The sequence below is a fragment of the Morganella sp. TYF_1 genome (genome assembly GCF_043105645.1).
GTDB classification, from domain to species: Bacteria; Pseudomonadota; Gammaproteobacteria; order Enterobacterales; family Enterobacteriaceae; genus Morganella; species Morganella morganii_B.
On sequence record NZ_JBICLU010000025.1, the window covers coordinates 112048 to 134891 of the forward strand.

Here is a 22844-nt window from a genome sequence, read left to right on the forward strand (position 1 = left end):
ACCAGTGCGCCGGTGAATGTCCGCATCTTGAAGTAGTCGAGAAGATAAAAGGAGATGGTGAGAGTGGCAAAGCAACCGCGGCGAAAATGCCTGATATGCCGAGAATGGTTTCACCCGAAATTCAGTAACGAATGGTGGTGCTGTCCGGAGCATGGCGCTGAGTTGGCAATAAAGCGACGAAGCAGGGAAAGGGAAAAGGCTGAAGCCAAATTAAGAAAGGAGCAGCAGCAAAAAGAACGTGAAGCAAAAGATAAATTAAAAATCCGCAAGTTAGCAGTAAAACCCACCTCATATTTCCGGCAGCAAGCACAAACAGCGTTTAACCAATTCATCAGACTCAGAGACCGCGATGAACCATGCATCAGCTGTGGTGAACCTAATCCGCCTGATTTACATGGTGGGCAGTGGGACTGCGGTCATTTTCTGTCTGTCGGGTCACATCCTGAGCTGCGGTTTGAGGAGCGAAATGCCTATAAGCAATGTAAATCATGCAATGCGGGGGCCGGTAAATTCTCACACAAAAATAACACTGTAACGCAGAAATACGAGTTACGGCTGATTGAAAAATTTGGACAGGAGTTAGTTGACTGGTTACGCGGTCCGCATGAGATACCGCACTGGAAGCGGGAGGACTATATCCGTATACGCGATGAGTACCGTGCGAAAGTGAGGGAGTTAAAGCGTAAGACCTGAAATTACACCGATACCTGAACACTACGGTAATCAGGCGACACTGGCGACTGAGTTGAAAATAAACCGGTACACAGTCAGGACGTTTCACCGGGATACCTGGTGCGAAGCGTACATAATCTACATCGGTGTGCTTATGACCGAGTTCGAGATGAAAGGCATACAGGAGTGAGAACAATGAGAGAGAAACATTGGAGCAACACTACTCTTCAGGGCAACTATACGGGAAGCGTCATTTCTGTTTTATCGGAAGATATTAAACCTCATAGCCTGCAAAATAACGAGGTAATGTATGCGTGATATTCGCCAGGTGTTAGAACGGTGGGGGGCTTGGGTTGTTGATAATCAGGAATCAGTATATTGGTCACCAATTGCTGCCGGGTTTAAAGGGCTGATCCCTGAAAAAGTTAAGAGTCGTCAGCAATGTACTGATAATGATGCTCTGGTGATATCCGGCATTATGGCAAAACTGAACATCCGCAACAGCGATATGCATGATCTGCTTTTTGATTACTATGTTTTCGGTAAGACGTTTATTCAGTTGGCCAAGAAATACGGGTGCTCAGACACTCACATAGGGAAAAAACTCCAGAAGGCAGAAGGGCTGGTGGAAGGAATGCTCATAATGGGAGATGTAAAACTGGAAATGGACGGTACATCACATCATGGAGGTATGCGGACATTTATGAACAAATTACATGATTTAAAAATTAATGCTTTACGATCGTAAAAAAGACGCTATTGTGATCAGAGTTATTTCTGTGTCGTATTGATTACAAACTGAAACCCCGTTTTTACGGGGTTTTTTTATGTTGATAAACAGATAAGATAATTGGTTAAAATCAGTCGTGATTTACGTGTAGTGATACGTAACATCTGAGGGATAAAATAATAAAGTTTGCTATTTGTGATCATCTGTGGCTTAATGGGGTCACTGGTTTGGAAGTACAGGCCTATTTATGCTAGTCAGTTTAAAGTCGTTCACCATTTAGCGTTATCCTCGATACCACTTCATTGCGAATTCCTTCTAATTAATTCCCATAAGTAAAAATAAAAAACAAACCTCATATGCCTTATGGCAATCAAAAAATTAAAGGAAATTCTATGTCTAATACAATGACTGGTTCAGTAAAATGGTTTAACGAATCGAAAGGTTTTGGCTTCATCTCTCCGGCAGATGGTAGCAAAGATGTGTTTGTTCACTTCTCTGCGATTCAGAGTGACAGCTTCAAAACATTATTTGAAGGTCAGAATGTTACCTTCAATATTGAAGACGGGGCAAAAGGTCCGTCTGCATCAAATGTGGTGGGTCTCTAAGGCGCACCAATGATAATAGCACTGTTTTTTCAGTGCCCCTGTTGCAGTGGAACACAATACCGGACTTCGCACTTTGATGTTTCTGCATCAAATCCGCATGGTGCAAAATGCATTTTTTGTAAAACGGTGATGCTGTTGTCCAGGCAATAGAAAAACTAAATTCCAAGGCCTGATAATATTATCAGGTCTTTTTATTATGCAGTAATTATTCCTTATCAGGAAAAAATGTATTCTCTGAATAAATTTTCTATCAGGCTTCTTCACCCAAGGTACATTTTAACCTGGATTGGTATCCTGTTGCTTTTCTGTTTGGTTCAGATGCCTTATCCATGGCTTGTGTTTTTAGGCGATAAGTTAGGTCGTTTTTCTGGTTTGTTCCTGAAAAGGCGGGTATCCATAATTAAAAAAAATTTAGAATTATGTTTTCCTGACAGAAATAAAATCCAGATAGAGAGTATGGTTGCAAGCAACCTGTCATCTTTAGGGATTGCATTATTTGAAACCGGTATTGCCTGGTTCTGGAATGACAAAAAAATTAATGAAATATTTAGAGTAACGGGTTGTGATAACTTTAATGATGTATATGACAAAAATAATGGTGTTTTAATTATTGGTATTCATTCCATGTCGCTGGAACTTGGGGGCAGAGTTATGGGGCTGTGTTTTCCTGTAAATGCTATGTATCGTCCCCACAACAATAAAGCAATGGAGTATATACAAACAAGATGCCGAAGCCGTTCCGGAAGCGGGATGATCGACCGTAAGAATCTGAAGTTTATGGTATCGGAACTAAAACGCGGGCAGGCTATTTGGTTTGCTCCGGATCAGGACTTTGGAACTAAAGGTACTATCTTCGCCCCTTTTTTTTCGGTAGCTAATGCTTCTACATCAAAAGGAGTGGCAGCTATAGCCAAATTATCGAAGTCGCCGATACTTACTGCAACGATGATAAGAAATAATGAAAGTGGTAAGAGGCCTTATGAATTAATAATTGGTAAAGAAATTGCTGATTTTCCGTGTGGAGATGACCTGGCAGATGCTGAGAAACTAAATCAGATTATTGAGGCAGAAATCATGCATGCTCCGGACCAATACTTGTGGGCACACAGAAGGTTTAAGACCAGACCTCCGGGAGAAAATTCTCTGTACAAATAAGTTACAAAGATTGTCATTGAATGATCTCTGTATCACATTGCTTATAAACAAAAACTTCGTATTGCGGGTTTTTATACTCATGTTGATGAAGTTGATTATTTATTGTAATCACGTGTAAGTAAGACAGTTAAAGAAATAGAATGTGGTAAACTGTATAAACACATTTCATATCAGCTGACGTTTAGCAAGTTCCGTACCTTCGGTTCTTTATTTTTGTATTCTATAAAAAATAGATGTGATATTGAAGAGGGAAACCTCAGGAGCCATCATGTCAGGGTTGAGCCAATCAAAGTTAATAAGTCGGTTGCTTCAGTGGATCAGCAGTGCGGCACTGTTACTTTTGGCAATTATATTGATTGTTTTTTTGATAAAAGAAACAATTATCCTTGCTGCTTTGTTATTTAAAAAAAATGACCCGGTGTCGCTGTATTCATTAGTTGATGGGATAATTATATATTTTTTATATTTTGAATTTATTGCATTAATAATCAAGTACTTTCAATCAAACTATCATTTTCCGCTGTATTATTTTTTATATATAGCAATAACAGCGGTTATCAGGCTGGTAGTAGTCGAACATAAACAACCATCATTATTAATCGTATATTCAATTACAATTCTGATATTAGTATTTGCTCTTTATGTAGCTAATACTGAAAAACCAATTCTTAAAAGAAAAAAGGTAAACTGCGAAGCTGAGTAATATCAGGTAAATAAAAAATCCGTGCCAAGACGATGTGGTATAGTAGTGTTGTCAATACCGTGCCGTTGGCTCAGTCTGGGAGCTGACTTTACAACCGTAAGGTTATCTTCTTTACCGGTGAATCAGAGAAATGAGCGGCACTCACGGGACTATGTTCCAGAGGAGTATCTATGTTTAACCCGTTTCAATTTGATACAGTGTTCCGTTTATTTCAATGGTTATCAGTTTCTGCTTTGCTGGTGTTAGCCATTGTGTTGATGGTTGTTTACTTTGCATAAATCACATTTGAAGTATGTGTAAAACTATCCACAGATTACTTGTGTTATGTAAATGTCAGGAATAAATTGATACAAAACATCACCATCCATAAAACGGCCATTATATTTTTAAATTAAAATTTGATTATCTTGTTTTTTGGGGGTCGTATTGATTTTATCTGCTATACTTAAAGAGTAAAAGATGAAGACGGGGAGACTAGGTGCTCCACCAGAGTCTTTTCAGCCTCATCAGTTATGATGGGGCTTTTTATTATGTAAATACGTGTAAAGTCGACATCTCTGTTTTTATTTTGTGTCAATATTATTTCTTAATAGAGGAAAATTATTGTGTCTAATATGAAAACAGAAGTAATTGTTGTTCGCCTGACCAAAAAAGAGAGAGCGCTCATGGATGCGGTAAAAACTAAACCACTGCTTTCAGATTGGATGAGAGAGTTAGCGCTTGCTGAATTGAATAAACAAGAGAACTGTAATGCATAATATTTTGTTTTTTTGTTTAAAAAAAGATGTACCAGATCCATGGTGTGGCAGGATCAGTTGTCTGGCTGGATTCTTATGGCAGGGAATCAGTAGATTTTTTAATTTTTAAAATCCCTGTTAATATGTTATTCCTGTTTTTATAAGTATAAAGAATAACAGGCGGGGTATATGGATTATTATTTAACGTTGACTGACAGTGATAGTAGTTTTGTTTTACATAAAATTACATGTCAAAAGTTACAGCAGGCCAAAAGTACAGCGTATGTCGGATATTTCTGGGGAGAGCATGCAGCTATTCAGCAGGCTGTTGTTATTGCAAAAGGGCCTGTTGTTTTATGTTCGCTATGCCTGAATCAGGATGATAAAAAACCATAATGATAGCTCACATATTCAATTCTGTTGAATCACCGGATAGATCATTAGTTGTGTACGAAAAAACCGCAAACAGCAACCGGGGAAAGAATAAGTATATACCAACAACATAACTAAGATGTATTGTTTACAATTGTAGTGCGTTATTTAGATTAAGAAAGGTTGTATAATATTTATTTAAATTCCAAAGGTCGCCTTTTGCGGCCTTTTTAGTTTATATTGCCGCAGCATCAATTACCTTATTATCACTTAACATAAGAGCTGTACGCGGTTTTTTATCCATGGCAATAATAAGAGCACTGGAATACGACAGGCTCATTACCTAATCCGTATTCGGACACAGCGCTCTTTTTATTGCTTTCCCGCCGCTGGTGGGATTCTGAATAATGCCGCAGCCACCTTACTTTAACCTGTTTAAAACATATAACCCGGTTGCAGCATTTTCCTATCACTCAACATACGGAACACTCCGCAGGGGGTGGATATGCGCATGTCTGACAAATATTCCAGCCCTACAGCATACGCCTGGGGGCTTATAACCTCTGCCTTTGGCATTTTATCTCTGGATCAGTGGGCTATTGTTGCCGGGATCATCTGTACCATCGGTACGTTCCTGGTTAACTGGTATTACAAACGGAAGGAATTCCAGTTGAAAGCCGGAGAACATCATGAATAAGCGATTGGTTAAAAAGGTCATGGCCGCCTGTGCTGCCGGGGCAATTGCCGGTGCGCTGGTGCTGATCCCCGCATATGAAGGTGTTGAGTATACGCCTTATCGTGATGTGGCCGGAGTGCTCACCGTATGTTATGGCCATACCGGCAGTGATATTCAGCCCGGCAAGCTGTACACGGACGCTGAATGCAAGGCCCTGTTGCATGACGACCTGACGAAAGTCCGGCGCGCGGTTGATCCTATGATCAAAGTGCCGATTGATGACAATACCCGGGCGGCCATCTATTCATTTGTCTACAACGTCGGCCCCGGCGCGTTCTCGCGCTCCACTATGCTGCGTAAACTCAACGCCGGTGATATCGCCGGTGCGTGTGACGAAATGAAGCGCTGGACATTTTCCGGTGGTAAGCGGTGGCAGGGTCTGATTAACCGGCGGGATACGGAGAACGCGGTATGCCACGGAACCCCTTAACGTTGATCATCATTGCTATCATCCTGCTGACTACTGCCCTGTTGGCGGGTTGTTATCTGTATTCACTCCCGAATCACTGTAAGCCTCTGCCGGGTAACCCGCTGGGTGGTGTGATCCATTATAAGTGTGAAGCGTTATGAACCGGAAAGAAGCGGTAATTGCTGCGCTGTTTATTGCTGCCGCCTGGTGGGTATATGACACCTACCGGGATAACCAACAGCTGAAAGTGAGTAACACAGTACTCTCAGGCCAGTTATCAGCCCAGCAGGTGATAAACACCACCACGCTTTCAGCCATCGCCACCAATCATCGCGTATTACTCGACAACATCAAAGCCAAACAGACCGAGGGTACAGAGCATGTCAACGTTAAGACAGTTATCAAAACAGTATTTAAGGACAGCGAATGCGCTGCTGCTCCTGTTCCCGCTGATGCTGTCAGTGAGTTGCGCAGATACGCGACCGGAATTAATACCCGCACCGGTGATACCGATTCCGCCACAACTGACCGCTGATTGTGAGCAGGTAGATATACCGGATGATCTGACGTTCGGTGGTGCAGTTGAGCTGCTGGCTGATGCCATGAAATACATTGCCAACTGCAATCACGATAAGAGGGCAATACGGGAGATTGAAGCGGAGAGGATAAAAAAAGCCCCTTAAAATAAAAAGGGGCTAATAGCATATTCAAATAGTATTTAAGGTTTAAACATTTTTTTACAGTTTGAAATAACTGCCACTCCAGAATACTCGGATTTTAGGGAAATAATATTAGGTAAATTATCCAGGATAATACTTAGTCAAATAAGGAGGTAACTCCTCGTTAAATAGCGGGGCTTTTTTATATCCAAACAGAGAGGTTTGTATGAATTTCAGTCAAGCATTAGAAGCCAGCCAAGCTGGCGCAAAGATTGATCGTGAAGGCTGGAGCGGTAAAGGTATGTTCCTGTTTGCCATTCAGAAAGGTCATTGAGACTTTGAAACAGACATTGATGGCGTAGATGGGTATGAGACGGTTGGGTTCATTTGCATGAAGACTGCTGACAACAGGTTGGTGCCGTGGCTTGAGTCTCAAACGGACATTTTATCCGATGATTAGCTGGCTGAACCGATAGCATAAAGCATGCAATTTGGATAAGCGATCAATACGAGAGATAGAAGCGAAGAGGGCAAAAAAATAGCCCCATAACCAAGGAAAGGGGCAAGAAAGATCGGAAGGGACAACAAAATCACAAACTTAACATTACTATCAGTGAATTATACAGACTTAACATAAATAAAATTAAACAAAAACTAAACGAAAGATAAATAACGCCTCGCTAAATAGCGGGGCTTTTTAATATCTGATTTCTCATAGCCTCATATAGTACGAACTATATCGGCAAGGAGGATGATCCACATCTTGACCACCGGGAACAGACCGGTAGTGACCCAGCAACGTAGGTAACGTGGCGAAGGTTGCGACTCTACGCATTTCACCCCGTGCACCACATGCACACATCCTTAAACACCAAGCCAATATTTAGGAATGAGTCCTGAGGCGATCAGTTATAGCTGATGTCGCTTTGGTGGGCTGATCTCCTATGTGGCAGGATTCATTACTAAGTAAGGTAGACATCATGCAATATCCAAAAGTTATTGTTAACGGCGTGGCCGTTCGTGTTGATAGCGAAGGGCGTTACAGCCTGAATGATTTACATGCGGCGGCAGTTCTCAAAGGCGAGGCCAATGAGTCCCAAAGGCCGGGTAAGTTTATCCGGAGCGCCGGAGTTAAGCGTTTTGTTTCTGCTCTCGATGCCAGAGGACAAAAAAGTCCTCTGAAAGAAAATCAATCACTTAAGGTAGTTAACGGCGGTAATGAGCAAGGCGTGTGGGCTGCTGAATTACTGGCGATACGTTATGCGGCGTGGATTAAGCCTGAGTTTGAAATCAGTGTATATGAGACATTCCGAGAGGCGACACTTAACGGACTGTCGAACATGACCATGCTTAACCGCCTTGACCTGCTGATTGCCACTGAAAAGCAGGAGATTAGTCATTGCGCCCGCAGAATGAATAGCTGGGGCGTTGGCGGACGGAAGAAGTCACTGACAGACACCAGAGCAAATATCATTGCTCAGATGGACCCGGATATGGTTTCGCTGATGGAGGCGCACCAATGAAAAGATTACCGGCTATCACACTCGACCTCGCAATCGCGGGATCTTTTTATTTTGGCATCACCATGAATATGGATGGCCTGATTAATGTCGGGTATTTCGCCGGGTGGCTGTTCGCAGTCATGAATGTTCTGGTTGGCCTTATCGGCAAGGATAAAATAGCCGAAACCTACACGCATCAATCTCTGTTGTGACGAAGCTATGACGTGCTTACTGACGTTGCTTTTGTGGCTTTCTTCGCATACTTCGGATGGTTTGTTCTGGCAACCACCTTTGCGATAGGCGCGATGTGCAAAGCAGGCATTAAGAATGAGATTGAAAAAGACATCGAAAAATCCAGATAGACTGCTCCGGCGGTCTTTTTTATTATCTGCATTTTATAAAACTCTGCAAACGTCACTTACGAGTGGCGTTGATAGAGATTTATGCAAATTTGCTGTCATCATGTAGTATCGGTGGACATGCCACAATGGTGAGAAATTGAATGATTCTGCATAATGTGCTTAAAACTATCTACGTAGATAATGGCGACAATGATTTTTTGAAATATGAAATCATGGGGGAACACGGTGGTGATGTAACAATAGCGATCGTGTCAGCGGAAATTAAGTCAGTAGTTGGCGGAGTAGAGTGTTATCTGTGGGCTAAAGTCGGAGAGTTAACATTTGAGTACCTTGACCCGCCAAAGAGAGGGGCATTCCAGCAGACTGTGGTAATGGAATCTCCACCGGGAAGAAGTATAAGCACCGTAATGCGGGAATGCAAAAAACACAGGGCAACCTGGCAAAGACCGTAACAAACACAACCCGCTCCGGCGGGTTTTTTATTACCTCCGAGCCGCCGATCTCCTCTGCCACATTAGCCACGACCTGTGCCACTCCTCACAGCGAGCGTGTGGACATCAAGAATAATCGGCAACACCGGGATAAAGACACCCTCATATGCGGCGACACCTGCCGTGGTGGAAGAAATGGTGAACATCAATCAACTGAGGCGAACATGACTGAAAAATACGAAGTCACAGCAACCAAAAAGGACGGCACGACATATCACGGATTGATGACAACGAAAGAGCCGCGCATTACTAACGGACTGATTGGCATTGCCGGTCTGGATGGCTCATGGACATATATCGCACCGGATGAAATCAGCGACATCAGATACATTCCGGTGGTTGAGGAAAAGAGTAAGGAGTAAGTATGGCTCAAAATAAAGAATGAGCCATATATCACTTATCGGTTTGATGGGTGAGTTTTGGCCAAAAGAGTATTAATTAAATCGTCTTTTGGTATGCCTTCACCGTGCTTGAAATTACGTCTTGCAGGCAAGAACACTTCAAGCATTCTGCGGTACATATCAACACATGGTCGATGCGAATTTTTTGTTAGATCTTTTCCCGAGAATCTATCCATTGTTTTTAATAAAGAGCCAATTGTCAGGTATTCAATTTCATTATTCCCGTCGAATCCAGGGAAAACGAAAGAGCTTTCAGGCGAAAAGAACTCGACTTTCTCTGCAACTTCCTGCTTGTGTTCATCAGGTAAGTTTTTGTATGTATAGTCAAGTAAATCAAACATATCTACAGTATCAACAAATAATTTAACACTCTCTGGGGTATCGTCTTGATCACTAAGCGATGGGTACTCCCAAGATAAAGCCCAGTAGTTATCTGTTGACACCGCTTGTTCTACTACATCAGGGTTAAAACCATCTTCTATGTCTAATGCTCGGTATATATCGCACAGCATTAGTATTTGTAATTTCTCAGCCTGTGAGTAACTCATTGTGCCCTCCTAATATGAATGAAGATCCAATATATCATTAATCAAATTTAATAAAGGTGACGAATGGCTAAAAGACCAGACTGGGAGGCCATCGAGTCGGCTTACAGGGCTGGCGTGATGTCACTCCGTGAAATCGCCTCACAGCACGACATATCCGAAGGGGCGATAAGAAAGAGAGCAAAGCGTGATGATTGGTCGCGTGACCTGAATGCGAAGATAAAAGCCAAGTCTGATGACATGGTACGCAAGCAGGAAGTACGCAGACAGGTACGCACAGAAACATCACTGTCAGAACGCGTACTTATCGAAGCTACCGCAGAGGTAATAACCAATGTTCGCATGGAGCATCGCGGGGATATCCGGCGGGCGCGTGAATTGGCTAACGTGCTGTTTGATGAACTGAGCTCAGAGTGTGCCGATGTGGCCGCGCTGGAGAAACTCGGCGAGCTGATGATTGAGCCTGACGAAAACGGGCGCGACAAGCTGAACGAGCTTTATCATGCTGTTATCTCTCTGCCTGAGCGCGTGAAGTCAGCCAAAGCGCTGAGCGAAACACTGAAGAACCTTATCGGTCTTGAGCGCCAGGCGTATGGACTTGATGACATGCAGCCGAATAAAACAGCCAGCCAGCTATCCGACCTGATGGACGAACTATCGGGCAAATAACATGAAGCCAGAGCATTTAGCGTTACTGCGTAATAAGCAATGGCGTCTGAATAATCTGTACTGGATCACCGATAAAGAAGGTCGCCCGGTTCGCTTTAAAATGACGCCTGAGCAAACTGAATATTTCGAAGGCATCCACAACCGCAATATCATCCTGAAAGCCCGTCAACTTGGATTCACGACAGAGGTCTGCATCATCCAGCTTGACGCGGCAATATTTGAGTCAGCCAAGTGCGCACTGATAGCTCACACCCTGCCGGATGCAAAGCGCCTGTTCCGGGAGAAGATTAAATACGCCTACGAACGTCTGCCGGACGAAATCAAAGCAGCCAACCCCGCGAGTAATGACTCAGCCGGTGAGCTGGTATTCAGCAAAGGCGGATCAGTGACCGTGTCAGTATCATTTCGTGGCGGCACGCTGCGTTACCTGCATGTATCGGAGTTCGGAAAGATATGCGCCAGGCAGCCGGAAAAGGCCCGTGAGATTGTCACAGGGGCGTTTGAGGCAGTATCAACGGAATGTTTCACTACGATTGAAAGCACGGCAGAGGGTCGGGCTGGTTATTTCTTCGATTATTGCCAGCTGGCTGAAAAAGCACTGATGCAGGGCAAATCATTATCTCCGCTGGACTGGAAGTTTTTCTTCTTCTCCTGGTGGAAGAATCCGCAGTACGCAATCGACCCTGTTGAGCAGCTACCGCAGCGCCTGACTGACTATTTTGCTGAGCTATCCGGCAAGTACGGAATTACGCTCAACGACCGGCAGAAAGCCTGGTACTACGCCAAAGAAAAAACACTCGGCGACGATATGAAGAGGGAATACCCGTCGATACCGTCAGAGGCATTTCAGCAGTCTGTGGATGGTGCGTATTACGCCAAGCAATTCCGCTGGCTGTACGAGAATAAACGCATTGGCGAAATTCCTGATAACTCACATCTGCCGGTGCATACGTACTGGGATATCGGTGTGGGTGACTCCACTTCAATCTGGTTTGTGCGTGAAGTCGGTGAAGAATTTCACATCATCGATCACTACTCAAACAGTGGCGAAGGTCTGCGGCACTACATGAAAGTACTGAAAGACAAAGGCTATGAATATGCCAGCCACAACGGGCCGCATGATATCGACAACCGCGAGTTCGGTTCAGACGCGAAATCACGCCGGGAACTGGCGCAGGAAGGGTACGAAATTGACGGGCAAACCTACTCCATCCGCTTTGAGGTGGTGCCGAAGCTATCCGTTGATGAGGGTATTGAGGCAGTGCGCGAAATCCTGCCGCTCTGTGTATTCGATGAGAACAAGTGTGGCGAAGGCATTACCCACCTTGAGGCGTACCGGAAAGAATGGGATGACAAACGCGGGTGCTGGAAAGATAAACCACTTCACGACTACACATCACACGATGCTGACGGATTCCGTTATTTTGCGGTCAGTCGCCGCAACGTCAAATGTCTGACAAAGTCTCTGACATTCAACTGGAACTGACATGAATACAAACGTGGATTACAAACATCCGGCATACACCGAATTTTTACCGGAATGGAATATGATCGGGGACTGCGTTGACGGTGAGCGCGTAGTGAAAAGCCGCGGTGAAAAGTACCTGCCGCACCCCGCAGATAAAAAGCGGGATGACGATGATGGTGAGCGATACAAAAAATATCTTCTCCGTGCTTCGTTTCTGAATGCAACCGGACGAACATTAAGCGGATTACTCGGTATTGCATTCAGTAAGCCGGTAAAAATCAGTATATCGGGTGGAACAAAGAGTCTTGAAGCTGATATTGATGGTCAGGGGCAACCATTGACTCAGATGATCCGCGATGCATTGTCTCAGGTATTGCAGCGTGGCCGTGCCGGACTGCTCAGTGATTTCAGTGGGGCAGGTATCCAGACTGAGGCAGACAAAGGCAGACCATACGTCCGGTTGTTTACGGCGAAGGAGATTATCAACTGGCGGGTCACCGGCGGGAAAACATCACTAGTTGTTGTGAAATATCAGGAACCGGTTGAGTCTGATGATTTTGAACTGCAAATGCAGGACCGCTGGATTGAGTTACGTCTGATCGACGGGTTGGCACACTCAAGGCGGTGGCAGAAGGACAGTGAAATCAGCTCTGGCGAGTGGATAAAATTCACTGATGCGCAGGGAAAGCCGCTTTCTGAGTTGCCATGGTCGTGGATTGGGTCAAAAAACAATGACCATACTCCTGATGCGCCACCACTGGCTGACATAGCTTATATGAATATAAAGCATTACCAGATTGAGGCAGATATTGCAGAGTCAGCACACACTATCGGTCAGCCGATGGTTGCGCTGTCAGGCCTGACAGATGACTGGGTGAAAAACCACATGTCAGGCGGGTTCACAGTCGGTTCCCGCAAAGGAGTGTTGTTGCCTCAGGGTGGCGAGATGAAGTTTGCACAGCCGGAAGAACGCACCATGCAGATTATTGTGGCAGAGCGCCGGGAAAAGCAGATGGCAATGCTGGGAGCAAAGCTGGTTGAGCGAGGCTCATCGGCGAGAACAGCAACACAGGCACTGGATGAAGCACAGACGGATAACTCTGTTTTATCGTTGAGCGCCGGTAATGTTGAGCAGGCTTTTAATCGTGCGCTGGCTTTCTGTATTCAGTTTGCCGGAGCTGGAGAAGCTTCTGTTGAACTCAATAAGACATACGAGATTGCGCAGTTTGATTCGGCAGCAATTACTGCACTTCTGGCATCTGTGCAGTCCGGCAATATGCGGATTGTAGATTTTATCCGGTATATGCAGGGGGCGAACCTTGTCCCGCAGGATGAGAAACCGGAGGATGTAGCTGAAGAGCTGGAGTTGATCAGAGGTACAAATATGCTGGGAGTATAAAATATGCGGCCGGGTCTCATTTTTGATAATGCACTGATGATTCAGATTATGCTGGAAAGGCTCAAATCATCAACTGCTGACACACGTGAACTGGTGTCAGATATTCGCGCTGCTGTAGCATCTGCATTATCCGGATATTCCGGTAGTGTTTCCTCAGTCAGCAGAGCGAAATCAATTGCGCTGGCGCTGAGAAAAACGCTGAAGCCAGTTCTTTCCGGTTATTCTGACAGGTTACTTGATGACATTATCAACGCCGCTGTTGTGATGGCAGATGCTGAATATCACGGGTTTAACTCACTGGTAAAAAACGTTAATCCGGCTGATGCTGACAAGGTGCGCAGAGATGTGCAAAACATACCGCTCTCTCTGACGGGATGGAACAGCTCCCTGTTTCTCGCCAAATTCATTGAGTCGTGGGCCGATACAGCCATGCAGCAGATAGAGAATCAGGTGGTGATATCGTTGTCGTCAGGCGGGGGTGTGGCTGACCTGCAATCGGCTATTAACGGAACCTCAGCGGAACCGCTGATAATCGCAGCGGCAGTGGTTGGCAGGGTGGTCAGGGGATTTCAGACTGTTGCCAGAACGACATTACAACATGCTCACAGTGTGGCGGCGACGGATTTCTATAAAGAGAATTCTGATCTGATTAAGTATGAGGAATTCAGTGCAATACTGGATAACAAAACATCGGCAGTGTGCCGTTCTCTGTCCGGCCGCTGTTATCCGCTTGGTAAAGGACCGAGGCCTCCGCTTCACCCTAACTGCCGTAGTCGCTTGCTCCCGGTGCTTGATGAAAAATATGCAGACTTGTTTGTCACAGAGCCGGTCGGTAATTCTGAATGGGGCGAAGAAACTTATTATGAGTGGCTTTACCGCCAGCCAGCGAACAGGCAGGACATTGTGCTTGGTAAGACCAGGGCGCAGTTATTCCGTGAGGGCGGGTTATCACCGGAACGATTCGCAAAATTACAACTCGATAAATACTTCAGACCAATAACACTGAAGGAACTTCAGAAAATCATACCCGATGCCTTCAGAAAGGCCGATATCGAACTCAAATGACCCGCTCCGGCGGGTTTTTTATTACCTGTAGTCAGTGACTACACCATCAAAACCAGAGGTTGACGATGTTTAAGTGGAAATTAACCAAAGAAGAATTTGACGTGCTGACTGAAGAGCATAAGGCCATGTACAAAGAAGCCGGTGACGGATACCAAATCCAGATTGATGGCATGCCTGACATCCCGGATGTGTCCGGTCTTCAGAAGAAAGTCGATGAACTGTTATCTGAGAAGAAATCAGAACAGGAAAAGCGCCGTCAGGCTGAAGAAGCCGCAAAGAAAGCTGCAGAAGAACAGGCCCGTAAAAACGGTGATATCGAATCACTGGAAAAGAGCTGGGCTGAAAAACTCAACATCCGCGAAAAAGAGTTACTGACACAGTTACAGGAAAAAGATGCCAGCCTGCAAAAACTTTTGGTTGATAACGTCGCGCAGTCGCTGGCGACAAAACTTGCGGGTGACAGTGCCGCGCTGATTGTGCCGCATATCAAATCACGCCTTGCCGTTGAAGATGGTAAAACCCGCGTGGTGGACGCAACTGGGCAACTATCAGCTCTGACTATCGATGAGCTGGAAAAAGAATTCAGAAATAATCAGTTATTTGCGCCGGTCATTATCGGCAGTAAGGCAACCGGAACCAGGGGTGACGGAGGCAAAGACAAATCACCTGCCGGAGGCAGTGATAAACCCAAAAGTGTGAATCCATTGGTGGATCGCGCACGTGAAATCATTGCAAAAAATACAGAGGCATAAGATTTATGACATTGCATATTTTTCAGCACCAGGTATCTCTGGCAGCGACAGAGCTGGTGGCTCAGGCAGTACAGCAGTTTAATGAAGCATCCGGCGGTGCGCTGGTTTTCGGTGATGGTGACCATATTGGTGATTACATCGAGCAGACATCATGGCAGTTACTTGGTGGTCTGGCACAGCGTCGTAATGCATACGGATCAGGTAATCTTACACCGCAGGAGTTAGGGCAAATTCTCGACCGGATGATTAAGGTCGATGGTCGTATCGGGCCGGTATCTGTCACTCCGACGATGATGAAGCGCCTGGGTAAAGACGTAGCAGAAGCGGCAGCGGTAGTATCTGCGCAGGCTGCAGAAGCGATGCTTCAGGATTATCTGAACACTGCCGGTGCGGCACTGAAAGCGGCAATCTCCGGCAACGCTGCGGCAGTTACTGATCTGACAGCAGCAGGAAGCGCACCATCACTGCGCGGGTTAAACAAAGGCACCCGTCCGTTTGGTGATGCGTATTCCCGTATTATCGCCTGGCTGATGGACGGTGCAACGTTCAATGACTTTATGGACGAAACACTAACCAACTCCAGTAACCTGTTCCAGATTGGTAACGTGGCCATCAAGCAGGACGGATTCGGGCGTCGTTTTGTAATTTCTGATATTCCGTCTCTGTCTGAAGGTAATAAGCAGCATTCACTCGGTCTGGTTACCGGTGCGGCGGCTGTACAGACCTCACCGCTGATCATGAAAGCGCAGAACGTTCTCGGACAGGAAAACATTAAGGCTCTGATGCAGGGGGAATATGATTTCACCATCGGTTTGCGTGGTTATCAGTGGGCGAAGGACAGTATCAAGTCACCGACTAACGAACAGGTAGCCGCAACTGATAACTGGAAACAAATTGCTGCAAGCATCAAAGACACTGCCGGGGTTATGGTGACATTCGGTAAAGATGCTGATGCAGGCGGTAAGGCTGCTAAATCTGCGAAGTAATCGCAGTAATAATCCGGAGGTGATATGGCAGTACAAATCAGTCCGGAGCAGATAGGCGAGCAACTGGAAATGATGGGGTTTGAGGCTCCTGATTTTGCGGTTGCCGCCGCATTATCTGTAGTGGACAGCATTGACGGATGCCTTGATAAGGCAGGGTATACGGATGCGGTGATGACGCTTATCAAGGTGTATTCCGTCATCCTCATCCTGTCTGCGGCTGATGTCCGTAAAATTGCATCAGAACATGCACCGTCCGGTGCTTCAGTTTCGTACCAGTATTTTGCTGACGGCAGAAAATCGTTGCTGAAATTGTTATCCGCACTGGATACCGCCGGATGCACAGATAACCTGCCTATTGACCGGCCGGTCAGCATTATTCAGTTTGACGTGAACCGGGGGTGATATGGGTAAAATCCTTCGCCGGTTCTGCAAGGGATGGGCAACTATCTGGAAGATTGAAGGCAAAGACAGTTACGGCAAGCCGAAATTTTCAGAGCCCATTCATATCCGGTGTGACTACGGAAGCAGGATGAGTGACGGAACAAAAACGGTAGGCACTGAAATTGTCATCAAAAATGTCATCTGGACGGAATACAGCGAAGCCACACAAGATGATTACATCGCTATCGGCAAGCATGACGGACAAGATCCGTTCGTGGTCGGAGCCAGCAGAATCAAAGCCGTTGACCGTGACCGCGATATTAACGGCGGCAAAGATGACTACACTCTAACAACGGCGGTGTGACATGGGAGCAAAAGTAATCGGTATTAACCGTGCTGTTGCTGACTTTAATGCGCTGGTCGGTAATATCACGTCAAAGAAAGTCAGCAGGGCCATGCATCGTGCGCTGGATATCGGTGGCAGACAGGCTGCGGTATACACACCGATTGATACAAAGACACTGATCAACTCTCAGTTCCGTGATGTGGAGGTGAAAGGAACGTTGTTTACCGGGCGTGTGGGTTACTCAGCATCCTATGCTGTTTTCGTTCACGACCCGAATGTGAAGCAGAGCTTCCGCAGACCGACAGCGAAGAAAGAATTCCTCACTAAAGGCTTTGAGGAAACACAGCAGATGATTGACCAGGCTGTCGCGGAGGAAATGCGCATATGACCACCATCGAGCAGGTTAAGCGTTATTTTTCCGAGTCAGGGCTGTCTGACGGTTTTATCATTCAGGACTATGAATGGTCAGAATCCGGCGGACACGACCTGGATGCGTACATGGTTTTTCAGCAGCGGGACGGAACCGGAAGAATCAATGATCTTGGTGGTGACGATTTTTTCACAGTGTCGTTAATTTCAGGTAAGAATTGGGTGGAGTTTGTCGCTCAGAGAGCCTATGAAATACTTGATTATGTCAGGTGCCATGCTCAGTCTCATGGCTTGAATTTCATTATCAATATTTCCGGGTTCGTGAATCCGGTTCAGACGGCAGAGGGGAGGTATTGGATTCCCCTGACCTTCCGCTGCACATCATAAACAAACACACTTCAAACAGGTCGCTTCGGCGGCCTTTTTTATTTGCATATAAAGAGGTTACAACATGGCACAATGCCCTGATGATAAAGGCCTGGTGATGGGTAATGCGGGAATTCTCCGCATCGCGTCCGGTTGCCCCGGTACGGCTCCTGAACAGTCCGCATTTCTGCGTCTCGGCGCACTGACCAGCAAAAGCGTGGATTACGGAACTGAAACAGTTACATCCAAGGCTGATGACACGAAAGGCCTGACTGAGGCCATCGTGACCGGTCTGGATTTAACCATTAAGTTTGATGGTGAACTGAAGCGCAAAGGTGCTGATGGTTCCACGTCTGCTTTTGATATCGCCAAAGAAATCCTTGCTGAAGTCAAGGCCAGCCGTCAGCCGTCATATTGGGTGCAGCTTGACATGAAAGGCGATGGTAGTGATGTGATTCAGAGTTACATGAACTTCACATCATGGTCTATGGAGTTCCCGACCAAAGAAATCTCCACGTATTCCGGTGAACTGAAAGTCGCAGACGCTGACAGCTTTGAATGGCTGCAGGAAGAAATCGTGGTTCAGAGCATCGCAGCCAACCCCGCGACACTGACTGTGAAAGCTGGTGAAACTGCAACATTCACGGTCGGATTTAATCCTGTTGACGCGACAAACAAAAATTACGAAGTGGTCAGCGATAAGCCTAACTTCGCTACCGTCAGTAAGCTACTGAATGTTGTCACTGTCACCGCTGTCGCCGCCGGTACCGCGAATATTACAGTCACATCGGAAGATGGCAGTAAGGCGGCGAAATGTGTCGTTACAGTCACTGCGGCCTAAATATTACAAAGGGTATCTCCGGGTGCCCTTGATAATGTTCAGGAGGATATATGACACCGCGTTTAGAATACGGCGAGATGGTGATATCCACTGCCGAAAATGATTACCTGTTCCGCCCGTCGCTGGATGCCATGACGCGAATCGGTGAGCCTAAAGAGATTGTGAGTGCGTTTACGCAATTAAATGGCGCAGAGGTACAACAAATTATAGCGTCTGCTGTAGACGCTTACGGAATGGTTCCTGAATGGCTGATTGTACTGTTAAATAAACCGGTTTACGGGCGCAGCATTTTATCGACAGCAATGGACGTGATGCAGGCATGTTGTAACGATGACTGTTCTGAGGTTATCGGTGAATGGCGGGTTGGCAAATCCGGCATGGTGTACCGGCGCGGCGCTATGCATTATCGCGATATCATCCTGCTGGCGCGCGAGCTAATGACCCACGGCATTATCGGTAAAGCTAAGGTGCGCAAACTCCAGCGCAACGAAGGTAAAGACGAATACTCCGACGAGTTCCACGCCGTCGATTACATCAGTGCCGCCCGTGTGCATTTCAACATCACCCGCAGCGAAGCGGAACAACTCACAATGACCGAGTTCGTGATGATGCTGAAAGCGAAATATCCGGATGAGAAAGGCTTCACGAAAGATGAGTATGAGGCTATCACCAATGCCGATGATGTCCGTAACGATGACCTGATTAAGGGCAAGCGCCGGTTGGTGAGCAGGAAGACAGTTTAACATATCCGCCATTTGGCGGTTTTTCATTTTAAGGAGCCGGTAAATGGCAAACGTCGGTGAAATCGTATATCAGGTGCAGATGGATGTTGCTCAGTTATTGACATCACAGCGTCAACTGGATCAGCGGCTGCGGAATATGGAAGGCAGATTTAACCGCACAACGACCGCCGTCAATGGCACTGAGCGCTCAATGGCCTCGCTGTCGCGGGTTGCCGCATCTCTGACTGCTTACTTGTCTGTGTCAGCCGTTACCAGCTACGCGGAAGCTTGGACGGCGCTGAATAACAAACTCGTCAACTCCATAAAGACCGGAGAGACGCTGGCGGTGGTGAATCAGCGCGTGTTTGATATTGCTCAGAACAGTCGTTCAAGCCTTGACGGTATCGCAACGCTGTATTCACGACTGGAAAGAGCGATGCGCAGTGCCGGGCTCAGTGGCGAAGAGTTAGGGCAGATAACCACCACTATCTCAAAGGCAATGACCGTTTCAGGTGCCACAGCAGCAGAATCAGAAGGTGCACTTGTCCAGTTATCACAGGCACTGGCATCTGGTGTGCTGCGCGGGCAGGAATTTAACTCAATGAGTGAACAGGCTCCGGCACTGATGAAAGGACTTGCGGATTCACTGGGTGTCAGCATCGGCAAGCTGAGAGCGATGGCCGCAGAAGGCAAATTAACCACGGATGTACTGTTAAAAGCATTCCGTGAAATGGGACCAGCTATTGAGAAGGAGTTTGCGAATACAACACAAACAATGTCGCAGTCTCTTCAGATCGCCAGTAATAATATTACTAAATTCTTTGGCGAGAACACCACTGTTAAGACATTTATAAACATCTTCAACGACGCTACCGTATCTGCCAGCAACAATCTGGAATCACTGACTAACGTATTGCTTATTGCAGCCGGTGTCATGGGGTCTAGATATGTTGGAGCTCTTACGCTATCAGCTACCGCTCAGGCAAAGAAAGTTAAAGAGACACTTGCCGATATGGCGGCGACAAAACAAGCGGTCAGAGTTGAGATCGAAGCCGCCACGGCAACAATCAACAGAATTGCAGCTGAGAAGACTCTGGCTGTGACAGTTCAGCAGTCGCTGGGTGCGCAGTTGGCAGCAGCCACTACTGAAGCGCAGAGAACCAGAATTCGCCGTGAATTGGCAGTAAACTCAGCAGTAATAACAGGATTAACACAGCAGGAAACCGCAGCCACAAATAGTCTCGCTGCGGCACAGAACAGACTTAACGTTGCAAGTGGGTTGGCAAGCAAAGCTCTATCCTTGATTGGTGGATCGGTTGGTGCTGCGATGTTGGCCGGAGCCGCTGTGTATTATTTTTTCCAAAAAGCTGAAGAAGCAAAAAGATCAGCACAAGAGTTTGCTGATTCACTAAATGAATTGCGTGCCAGCATGGATAAAATGTCTCGCACCGAACTGGCAGCAAAAATAGCAGATGCCAGGGACGAGCTCGAAGTTCTGACGGATGCTCAGCGCTCTGCAGAGCAGGAGGTTAAAAATCTCAAAACAGCATACAAAGCATATTCTGATGGGGTATTACACTTTGGTAGTACCCAGGAGAACCTCGAAATAATATCCAGAAAATTAGCAAAAGCAGAAGCCAATCTTGAGCGCGTGCAAAATGACAGAAGCAAGACTGTGAATTTTATCAGTGCAGCGCAAGCGAAGTTAAACGGGGAATTGTTGCAGGGCGAGGAGCTGCTAAAGCGAGAGGCGAGTACTTTGCTACCTAATGCCGGAGCAGCACTTCGCGCTTACGGACTTGACCTTGACGAAGCCACAAAAGCAAAACAAAAGTTCAATTCAGCAAGCCTGAAAGTTGAATGGTCAGATGCTGGCGCTGACATGAAAAAGACGCTTGAACGTGAAATTGAAATGGCTGGAGCGAAGGATGACGTAGTAAGACGTCAATTACAGGTCAAGTATTATGTTGAAGATAAAGGGATATCAGAGCAGGAAGCTGAAAAACTTGCTGAATTAGCTGCTAAAGCTGGCGAGGCAAGCGAAGCAAAAAAAACCGGTATTAAAATATCAAGGGAGGCGGTATCCGAAGCAAAAAAAGAAGCAACAGAAGCGGAAAAACTCAAACAGAAGATAACCGACCTGGCTAATGCGACGAAAGTTGCAGAGCTGGAAACAAAAGGGCTGTCCCGCGAGGCTGCAATTCTTGAAGCAGTACAGAAGCTTGGTTCAAAAGCTAATTCCGCTCAGATCGCCGAAGTTACAGCACTGGCCGGTAAAGAGTACGACCTTACGCAGAAAATCAAAGACCGCAAAGAGGCATTTGAGCAGAACCCGCAGGCAAAAGCTGATCAGGATATGAAACTGGCCGGAGAGCAACTCGAACGGCAACTGAAAGGTAACCTCATCACCGAAGAACAGTATCAGAAACGCAGCATTGAGTTAAAAGCGGAACACGCCAGAAAAACAGCGGAAATAAATGCGAAATCTGCTGTATCTCCTGTCCAGGAAATGGCGGCTCAGGTTGATCCTGTTCAGGCGCTGGCTAATGAGCACGCTCAGAAGTTGGCATTGATTAAAAATTTTGAAAATCAGAAAGTTATTACGGCACAGCAAAGTCTTGCGCTGATAAATGCAGCAAACACTGAGTATGAGGAAGCAAGACTGAATGCTCAGTGGGAAATCTGGCGTAATCAGAGTCAGGCCAATCAGTTTCTCGCAGATGGTCTTGATGCTCTCGGTCAGCGCTCATCCAACGTACTGACAGGGCTTATTACCGGCGCACAGAGTCTTAATGATGCATTCCGTAATGTAGCATCAACCATTGTTGATGAGGCTGTAGGGGCGTTAGTTCAGATGGGGATGCAGCAGATTAAAAATATGGTTGTTGGTGAGGCCATGTCAACAGCAGCGCAGGCATCTACTGTTGCTCAGGCCGTGGCAGCACAATCAGCATGGGCTCCAGCGGCAATGAGTGCTGCTATTGCAACGATGGGGGCGGCGGTTACAGCTGGTTCAGCGTCTTACATGTCAGCCATGGCGGCGAGTAAAACAATGGCTGTCGCCGGTGCCCGTTATAACGGTGGCCCCGTTGACGCTAACAAAATGTATCGCGTTGGTGAGAACGGGCAGCCTGAAATATTCAAGGCGTCGAACGGTCATCAGTACATGATCCCCGGTGACAGCGGAAAAGTAATCAGTAACCGGCAGATGGGTGGCGATGGTGGTGTCAGCATAGGGGATATGCACTTCAATTTTCAGGTTCAGGCTCCCAATGGCATGACAGAAAAGGAAGCAACAATGATAACCAGGATGGTTAAAGGTACTGTATATGACGTTCTGATGACAGAAATCAGAAGCGGTGCAATACAAGGTAATCAGCGCTATTAACAGCCACCAGTAC

31 protein-coding genes are annotated in these 22844 nt (G+C 46.2%); 29 read left to right on the top strand and 2 right to left on the bottom strand.

Features of this window, described 5'->3' with window-relative positions; all coding sequences use genetic code 11:
* Nucleotides 1-63: 63 nt before the first annotated feature.
* The 16 genes from ACF8OF_RS12110 to ACF8OF_RS12185 all read left to right on the top strand — a co-directional run bounded on the left by ACF8OF_RS12110 (nt 64) and on the right by ACF8OF_RS12185 (nt 9495).
* Nucleotides 64-693 carry a recombination protein NinG gene (locus ACF8OF_RS12110; protein ID WP_036415819.1) on the top strand — a complete coding sequence of 210 codons (630 nt, stop codon included), beginning with the start codon at nt 64-66 and terminating at the stop codon, nt 691-693.
* Nucleotides 694-982: 289 nt separating this feature from the next.
* The gene (locus ACF8OF_RS12115; RefSeq protein WP_046024441.1) at nt 983-1420 is read left to right on the top strand and encodes an antiterminator Q family protein; all 438 of its coding nucleotides are present in this window, start codon (nt 983-985) and stop codon (nt 1418-1420) included.
* A gap of 374 nt (nt 1421-1794) precedes the next feature.
* Entirely contained in the window at nt 1795-2007 is a 213-nt protein-coding gene (locus ACF8OF_RS12120) for a cold shock domain-containing protein (protein ID WP_046024440.1), read from the top strand.
* Nucleotides 2008-2016: 9 nt separating this feature from the next.
* On the top strand, nt 2017-2157 hold the full coding sequence (locus ACF8OF_RS12125; protein WP_223302381.1) for a hypothetical protein: 141 nt from the start codon (nt 2017-2019) through the stop codon (nt 2155-2157).
* A gap of 75 nt (nt 2158-2232) precedes the next feature.
* On the top strand, nt 2233-3162 hold the full coding sequence (lpxL, locus tag ACF8OF_RS12130) for an LpxL/LpxP family Kdo(2)-lipid IV(A) lauroyl/palmitoleoyl acyltransferase (RefSeq protein WP_036414508.1): 930 nt from the start codon (nt 2233-2235) through the stop codon (nt 3160-3162).
* A gap of 268 nt (nt 3163-3430) precedes the next feature.
* Nucleotides 3431-3865 (top strand): phosphate-starvation-inducible protein PsiE, encoded by a 435-nt coding sequence (gene psiE / locus ACF8OF_RS12135; RefSeq protein ID WP_195433389.1) that lies wholly within the window; start codon nt 3431-3433, stop codon nt 3863-3865.
* A gap of 605 nt (nt 3866-4470) precedes the next feature.
* Nucleotides 4471-4623: an MbeCy gene (locus tag ACF8OF_RS12140; RefSeq protein WP_195433386.1), complete on the top strand. Its 153-nt coding sequence runs from the start codon at nt 4471-4473 to the stop codon at nt 4621-4623.
* 168 nt (nt 4624-4791) lie between these two features.
* The gene (locus ACF8OF_RS12145) at nt 4792-4998 is read left to right on the top strand and encodes a hypothetical protein (RefSeq protein ID WP_195433384.1); all 207 of its coding nucleotides are present in this window, start codon (nt 4792-4794) and stop codon (nt 4996-4998) included.
* Nucleotides 4999-5479: 481 nt separating this feature from the next.
* Nucleotides 5480-5671: a phage holin family protein gene (locus ACF8OF_RS12150; RefSeq protein ID WP_392496761.1), complete on the top strand. Its 192-nt coding sequence runs from the start codon at nt 5480-5482 to the stop codon at nt 5669-5671.
* Complete coding sequence (locus ACF8OF_RS12155) at nt 5664-6140, top strand: lysozyme (RefSeq protein WP_392496762.1); 477 nt, start codon at nt 5664-5666, stop codon at nt 6138-6140. Before ACF8OF_RS12150 ends, ACF8OF_RS12155 begins: the two co-directional genes overlap by 8 nt.
* The gene (locus ACF8OF_RS12160) at nt 6122-6280 is read left to right on the top strand and encodes a hypothetical protein (protein WP_171819744.1); all 159 of its coding nucleotides are present in this window, start codon (nt 6122-6124) and stop codon (nt 6278-6280) included. Before ACF8OF_RS12155 ends, ACF8OF_RS12160 begins: the two co-directional genes overlap by 19 nt.
* On the top strand, nt 6277-6654 hold the full coding sequence (locus ACF8OF_RS12165; protein WP_314048286.1) for a hypothetical protein: 378 nt from the start codon (nt 6277-6279) through the stop codon (nt 6652-6654). The genes ACF8OF_RS12160 and ACF8OF_RS12165 overlap by 4 nt, the downstream gene beginning before the upstream one ends.
* Before the next feature lie 350 nt (nt 6655-7004).
* Nucleotides 7005-7112, top strand: a complete 108-nt coding sequence (locus tag ACF8OF_RS12170) for an MW1434 family type I TA system toxin (protein ID WP_195433224.1) — start codon at nt 7005-7007, stop codon at nt 7110-7112.
* A gap of 646 nt (nt 7113-7758) precedes the next feature.
* Nucleotides 7759-8301, top strand: coding sequence for a KilA-N domain-containing protein (locus ACF8OF_RS12175; RefSeq protein ID WP_195433225.1), 543 nt, complete (start codon nt 7759-7761; stop codon nt 8299-8301).
* Complete coding sequence (locus ACF8OF_RS12180) at nt 8298-8492, top strand: hypothetical protein (RefSeq protein ID WP_195433226.1); 195 nt, start codon at nt 8298-8300, stop codon at nt 8490-8492. The genes ACF8OF_RS12175 and ACF8OF_RS12180 overlap by 4 nt, the downstream gene beginning before the upstream one ends.
* Before the next feature lie 565 nt (nt 8493-9057).
* Nucleotides 9058-9495, top strand: coding sequence for a hypothetical protein (locus tag ACF8OF_RS12185; protein ID WP_229064459.1), 438 nt, complete (start codon nt 9058-9060; stop codon nt 9493-9495).
* A 35-nt stretch (nt 9496-9530) separates the two neighbouring features.
* On the opposite strand, the gene ACF8OF_RS12190 is transcribed toward ACF8OF_RS12185, so the two are convergent.
* Nucleotides 9531-10082: a YfbU family protein gene (locus tag ACF8OF_RS12190; RefSeq protein ID WP_392496763.1), complete on the bottom strand. Its 552-nt coding sequence runs from the start codon at nt 10080-10082 to the stop codon at nt 9531-9533.
* 63 nt (nt 10083-10145) lie between these two features.
* Between ACF8OF_RS12190 and ACF8OF_RS12195 the strand changes: the two genes are divergently transcribed.
* Both ACF8OF_RS12195 and ACF8OF_RS12200 read left to right on the top strand, forming a co-directional pair.
* Complete coding sequence (locus ACF8OF_RS12195) at nt 10146-10748, top strand: hypothetical protein (RefSeq protein WP_195433234.1); 603 nt, start codon at nt 10146-10148, stop codon at nt 10746-10748.
* A gap of 1 nt (nt 10749) precedes the next feature.
* Nucleotides 10750-12234, top strand: a complete 1485-nt coding sequence (locus tag ACF8OF_RS12200; protein ID WP_392496765.1) for a terminase — start codon at nt 10750-10752, stop codon at nt 12232-12234.
* A 476-nt stretch (nt 12235-12710) separates the two neighbouring features.
* Here ACF8OF_RS12200 and ACF8OF_RS12205 read toward each other — a convergent pair whose 3' ends face one another.
* Nucleotides 12711-12830, bottom strand: coding sequence for an EspF repeat-containing protein (locus ACF8OF_RS12205; RefSeq protein ID WP_223302382.1), 120 nt, complete (start codon nt 12828-12830; stop codon nt 12711-12713).
* Here ACF8OF_RS12205 and ACF8OF_RS12210 point away from each other — a divergent pair.
* The 11 genes from ACF8OF_RS12210 to ACF8OF_RS12260 all read left to right on the top strand — a co-directional run bounded on the left by ACF8OF_RS12210 (nt 12785) and on the right by ACF8OF_RS12260 (nt 22831).
* Nucleotides 12785-13615: a DUF4055 domain-containing protein gene (locus tag ACF8OF_RS12210; protein ID WP_349814511.1), complete on the top strand. Its 831-nt coding sequence runs from the start codon at nt 12785-12787 to the stop codon at nt 13613-13615. The genes ACF8OF_RS12205 and ACF8OF_RS12210 overlap by 46 nt on opposite strands.
* A 3-nt stretch (nt 13616-13618) precedes the next feature.
* Entirely contained in the window at nt 13619-14680 is a 1062-nt protein-coding gene (locus ACF8OF_RS12215) for a phage minor head protein (protein WP_004242360.1), read from the top strand.
* A 65-nt stretch (nt 14681-14745) separates the two neighbouring features.
* Nucleotides 14746-15432, top strand: a complete 687-nt coding sequence (locus tag ACF8OF_RS12220) for a hypothetical protein (protein WP_052926036.1) — start codon at nt 14746-14748, stop codon at nt 15430-15432.
* 5 nt (nt 15433-15437) lie between these two features.
* Nucleotides 15438-16418, top strand: a complete 981-nt coding sequence (locus tag ACF8OF_RS12225) for a major capsid protein (protein WP_195433238.1) — start codon at nt 15438-15440, stop codon at nt 16416-16418.
* Between the two features lie 24 nt (nt 16419-16442).
* Nucleotides 16443-16820 (top strand): hypothetical protein, encoded by a 378-nt coding sequence (locus ACF8OF_RS12230; RefSeq protein ID WP_004242363.1) that lies wholly within the window; start codon nt 16443-16445, stop codon nt 16818-16820.
* Nucleotide 16821: 1 nt separating this feature from the next.
* Nucleotides 16822-17163, top strand: a complete 342-nt coding sequence (locus tag ACF8OF_RS12235) for a hypothetical protein (RefSeq protein ID WP_195433240.1) — start codon at nt 16822-16824, stop codon at nt 17161-17163.
* A 1-nt stretch (nt 17164) separates the two neighbouring features.
* On the top strand, nt 17165-17533 hold the full coding sequence (locus tag ACF8OF_RS12240) for an HK97 gp10 family phage protein (RefSeq protein WP_123568967.1): 369 nt from the start codon (nt 17165-17167) through the stop codon (nt 17531-17533).
* On the top strand, nt 17530-17901 hold the full coding sequence (locus tag ACF8OF_RS12245; protein ID WP_048822304.1) for a hypothetical protein: 372 nt from the start codon (nt 17530-17532) through the stop codon (nt 17899-17901). The genes ACF8OF_RS12240 and ACF8OF_RS12245 overlap by 4 nt, the downstream gene beginning before the upstream one ends.
* Nucleotides 17902-17965: 64 nt before the next feature.
* Nucleotides 17966-18721, top strand: a complete 756-nt coding sequence (locus ACF8OF_RS12250) for an Ig-like domain-containing protein (protein WP_195433242.1) — start codon at nt 17966-17968, stop codon at nt 18719-18721.
* Nucleotides 18722-18771: 50 nt separating this feature from the next.
* A complete protein-coding gene (locus tag ACF8OF_RS12255; RefSeq protein WP_392496767.1) occupies nt 18772-19464 on the top strand; it encodes a DUF6246 family protein in 693 nt (230 codons plus the stop codon).
* Between the two features lie 43 nt (nt 19465-19507).
* Nucleotides 19508-22831 (top strand): tape measure protein, encoded by a 3324-nt coding sequence (locus ACF8OF_RS12260; RefSeq protein ID WP_392496769.1) that lies wholly within the window; start codon nt 19508-19510, stop codon nt 22829-22831.
* Nucleotides 22832-22844 lie beyond the last annotated feature (13 nt).

What these genes read in the sequence shown, in the direction of transcription:
- ACF8OF_RS12170 (WP_195433224.1), top strand. Translation starts at nt 7,005, where the DNA reads ATGAATTTCAGTCAAGCATTAGAAGCCAGCCAAGCTGGCGCAAAGATT.
- ACF8OF_RS12255 (WP_392496767.1), top strand. Translation starts at nt 18,772, where the DNA reads ATGACACCGCGTTTAGAATACGGCGAGATGGTGATATCCACTGCCGAA.
- ACF8OF_RS12180 (WP_195433226.1), top strand. Translation starts at nt 8,298, where the DNA reads ATGAAAAGATTACCGGCTATCACACTCGACCTCGCAATCGCGGGATCT.
- ACF8OF_RS12230 (WP_004242363.1), top strand. Translation starts at nt 16,443, where the DNA reads ATGGCAGTACAAATCAGTCCGGAGCAGATAGGCGAGCAACTGGAAATG.
- ACF8OF_RS12240 (WP_123568967.1), top strand. Translation starts at nt 17,165, where the DNA reads ATGGGAGCAAAAGTAATCGGTATTAACCGTGCTGTTGCTGACTTTAAT.
- ACF8OF_RS12210 (WP_349814511.1), top strand. Translation starts at nt 12,785, where the DNA reads ATGCAGGACCGCTGGATTGAGTTACGTCTGATCGACGGGTTGGCACAC.
- lpxL (WP_036414508.1), top strand. Translation starts at nt 2,233, where the DNA reads ATGTATTCTCTGAATAAATTTTCTATCAGGCTTCTTCACCCAAGGTAC.
- ACF8OF_RS12260 (WP_392496769.1), top strand. Translation starts at nt 19,508, where the DNA reads ATGGCAAACGTCGGTGAAATCGTATATCAGGTGCAGATGGATGTTGCT.
- ACF8OF_RS12145 (WP_195433384.1), top strand. Translation starts at nt 4,792, where the DNA reads ATGGATTATTATTTAACGTTGACTGACAGTGATAGTAGTTTTGTTTTA.
- ACF8OF_RS12175 (WP_195433225.1), top strand. Translation starts at nt 7,759, where the DNA reads ATGCAATATCCAAAAGTTATTGTTAACGGCGTGGCCGTTCGTGTTGAT.
- ACF8OF_RS12155 (WP_392496762.1), top strand. Translation starts at nt 5,664, where the DNA reads ATGAATAAGCGATTGGTTAAAAAGGTCATGGCCGCCTGTGCTGCCGGG.
- ACF8OF_RS12195 (WP_195433234.1), top strand. Translation starts at nt 10,146, where the DNA reads ATGGCTAAAAGACCAGACTGGGAGGCCATCGAGTCGGCTTACAGGGCT.
- ACF8OF_RS12120 (WP_046024440.1), top strand. Translation starts at nt 1,795, where the DNA reads ATGTCTAATACAATGACTGGTTCAGTAAAATGGTTTAACGAATCGAAA.
- ACF8OF_RS12245 (WP_048822304.1), top strand. Translation starts at nt 17,530, where the DNA reads ATGACCACCATCGAGCAGGTTAAGCGTTATTTTTCCGAGTCAGGGCTG.
- ACF8OF_RS12165 (WP_314048286.1), top strand. Translation starts at nt 6,277, where the DNA reads ATGAACCGGAAAGAAGCGGTAATTGCTGCGCTGTTTATTGCTGCCGCC.
- ACF8OF_RS12190 (WP_392496763.1), bottom strand. Translation starts at nt 10,082, where the DNA reads ATGAGTTACTCACAGGCTGAGAAATTACAAATACTAATGCTGTGCGAT.
- ACF8OF_RS12115 (WP_046024441.1), top strand. Translation starts at nt 983, where the DNA reads ATGCGTGATATTCGCCAGGTGTTAGAACGGTGGGGGGCTTGGGTTGTT.
- ACF8OF_RS12220 (WP_052926036.1), top strand. Translation starts at nt 14,746, where the DNA reads ATGTTTAAGTGGAAATTAACCAAAGAAGAATTTGACGTGCTGACTGAA.
- ACF8OF_RS12160 (WP_171819744.1), top strand. Translation starts at nt 6,122, where the DNA reads ATGCCACGGAACCCCTTAACGTTGATCATCATTGCTATCATCCTGCTG.
- ACF8OF_RS12125 (WP_223302381.1), top strand. Translation starts at nt 2,017, where the DNA reads ATGATAATAGCACTGTTTTTTCAGTGCCCCTGTTGCAGTGGAACACAA.
- ACF8OF_RS12185 (WP_229064459.1), top strand. Translation starts at nt 9,058, where the DNA reads ATGCAAAAAACACAGGGCAACCTGGCAAAGACCGTAACAAACACAACC.
- ACF8OF_RS12235 (WP_195433240.1), top strand. Translation starts at nt 16,822, where the DNA reads ATGGGTAAAATCCTTCGCCGGTTCTGCAAGGGATGGGCAACTATCTGG.
- ACF8OF_RS12250 (WP_195433242.1), top strand. Translation starts at nt 17,966, where the DNA reads ATGGCACAATGCCCTGATGATAAAGGCCTGGTGATGGGTAATGCGGGA.
- ACF8OF_RS12200 (WP_392496765.1), top strand. Translation starts at nt 10,750, where the DNA reads ATGAAGCCAGAGCATTTAGCGTTACTGCGTAATAAGCAATGGCGTCTG.
- ACF8OF_RS12225 (WP_195433238.1), top strand. Translation starts at nt 15,438, where the DNA reads ATGACATTGCATATTTTTCAGCACCAGGTATCTCTGGCAGCGACAGAG.
- psiE (WP_195433389.1), top strand. Translation starts at nt 3,431, where the DNA reads ATGTCAGGGTTGAGCCAATCAAAGTTAATAAGTCGGTTGCTTCAGTGG.
- ACF8OF_RS12150 (WP_392496761.1), top strand. Translation starts at nt 5,480, where the DNA reads ATGCGCATGTCTGACAAATATTCCAGCCCTACAGCATACGCCTGGGGG.
- ACF8OF_RS12215 (WP_004242360.1), top strand. Translation starts at nt 13,619, where the DNA reads ATGCGGCCGGGTCTCATTTTTGATAATGCACTGATGATTCAGATTATG.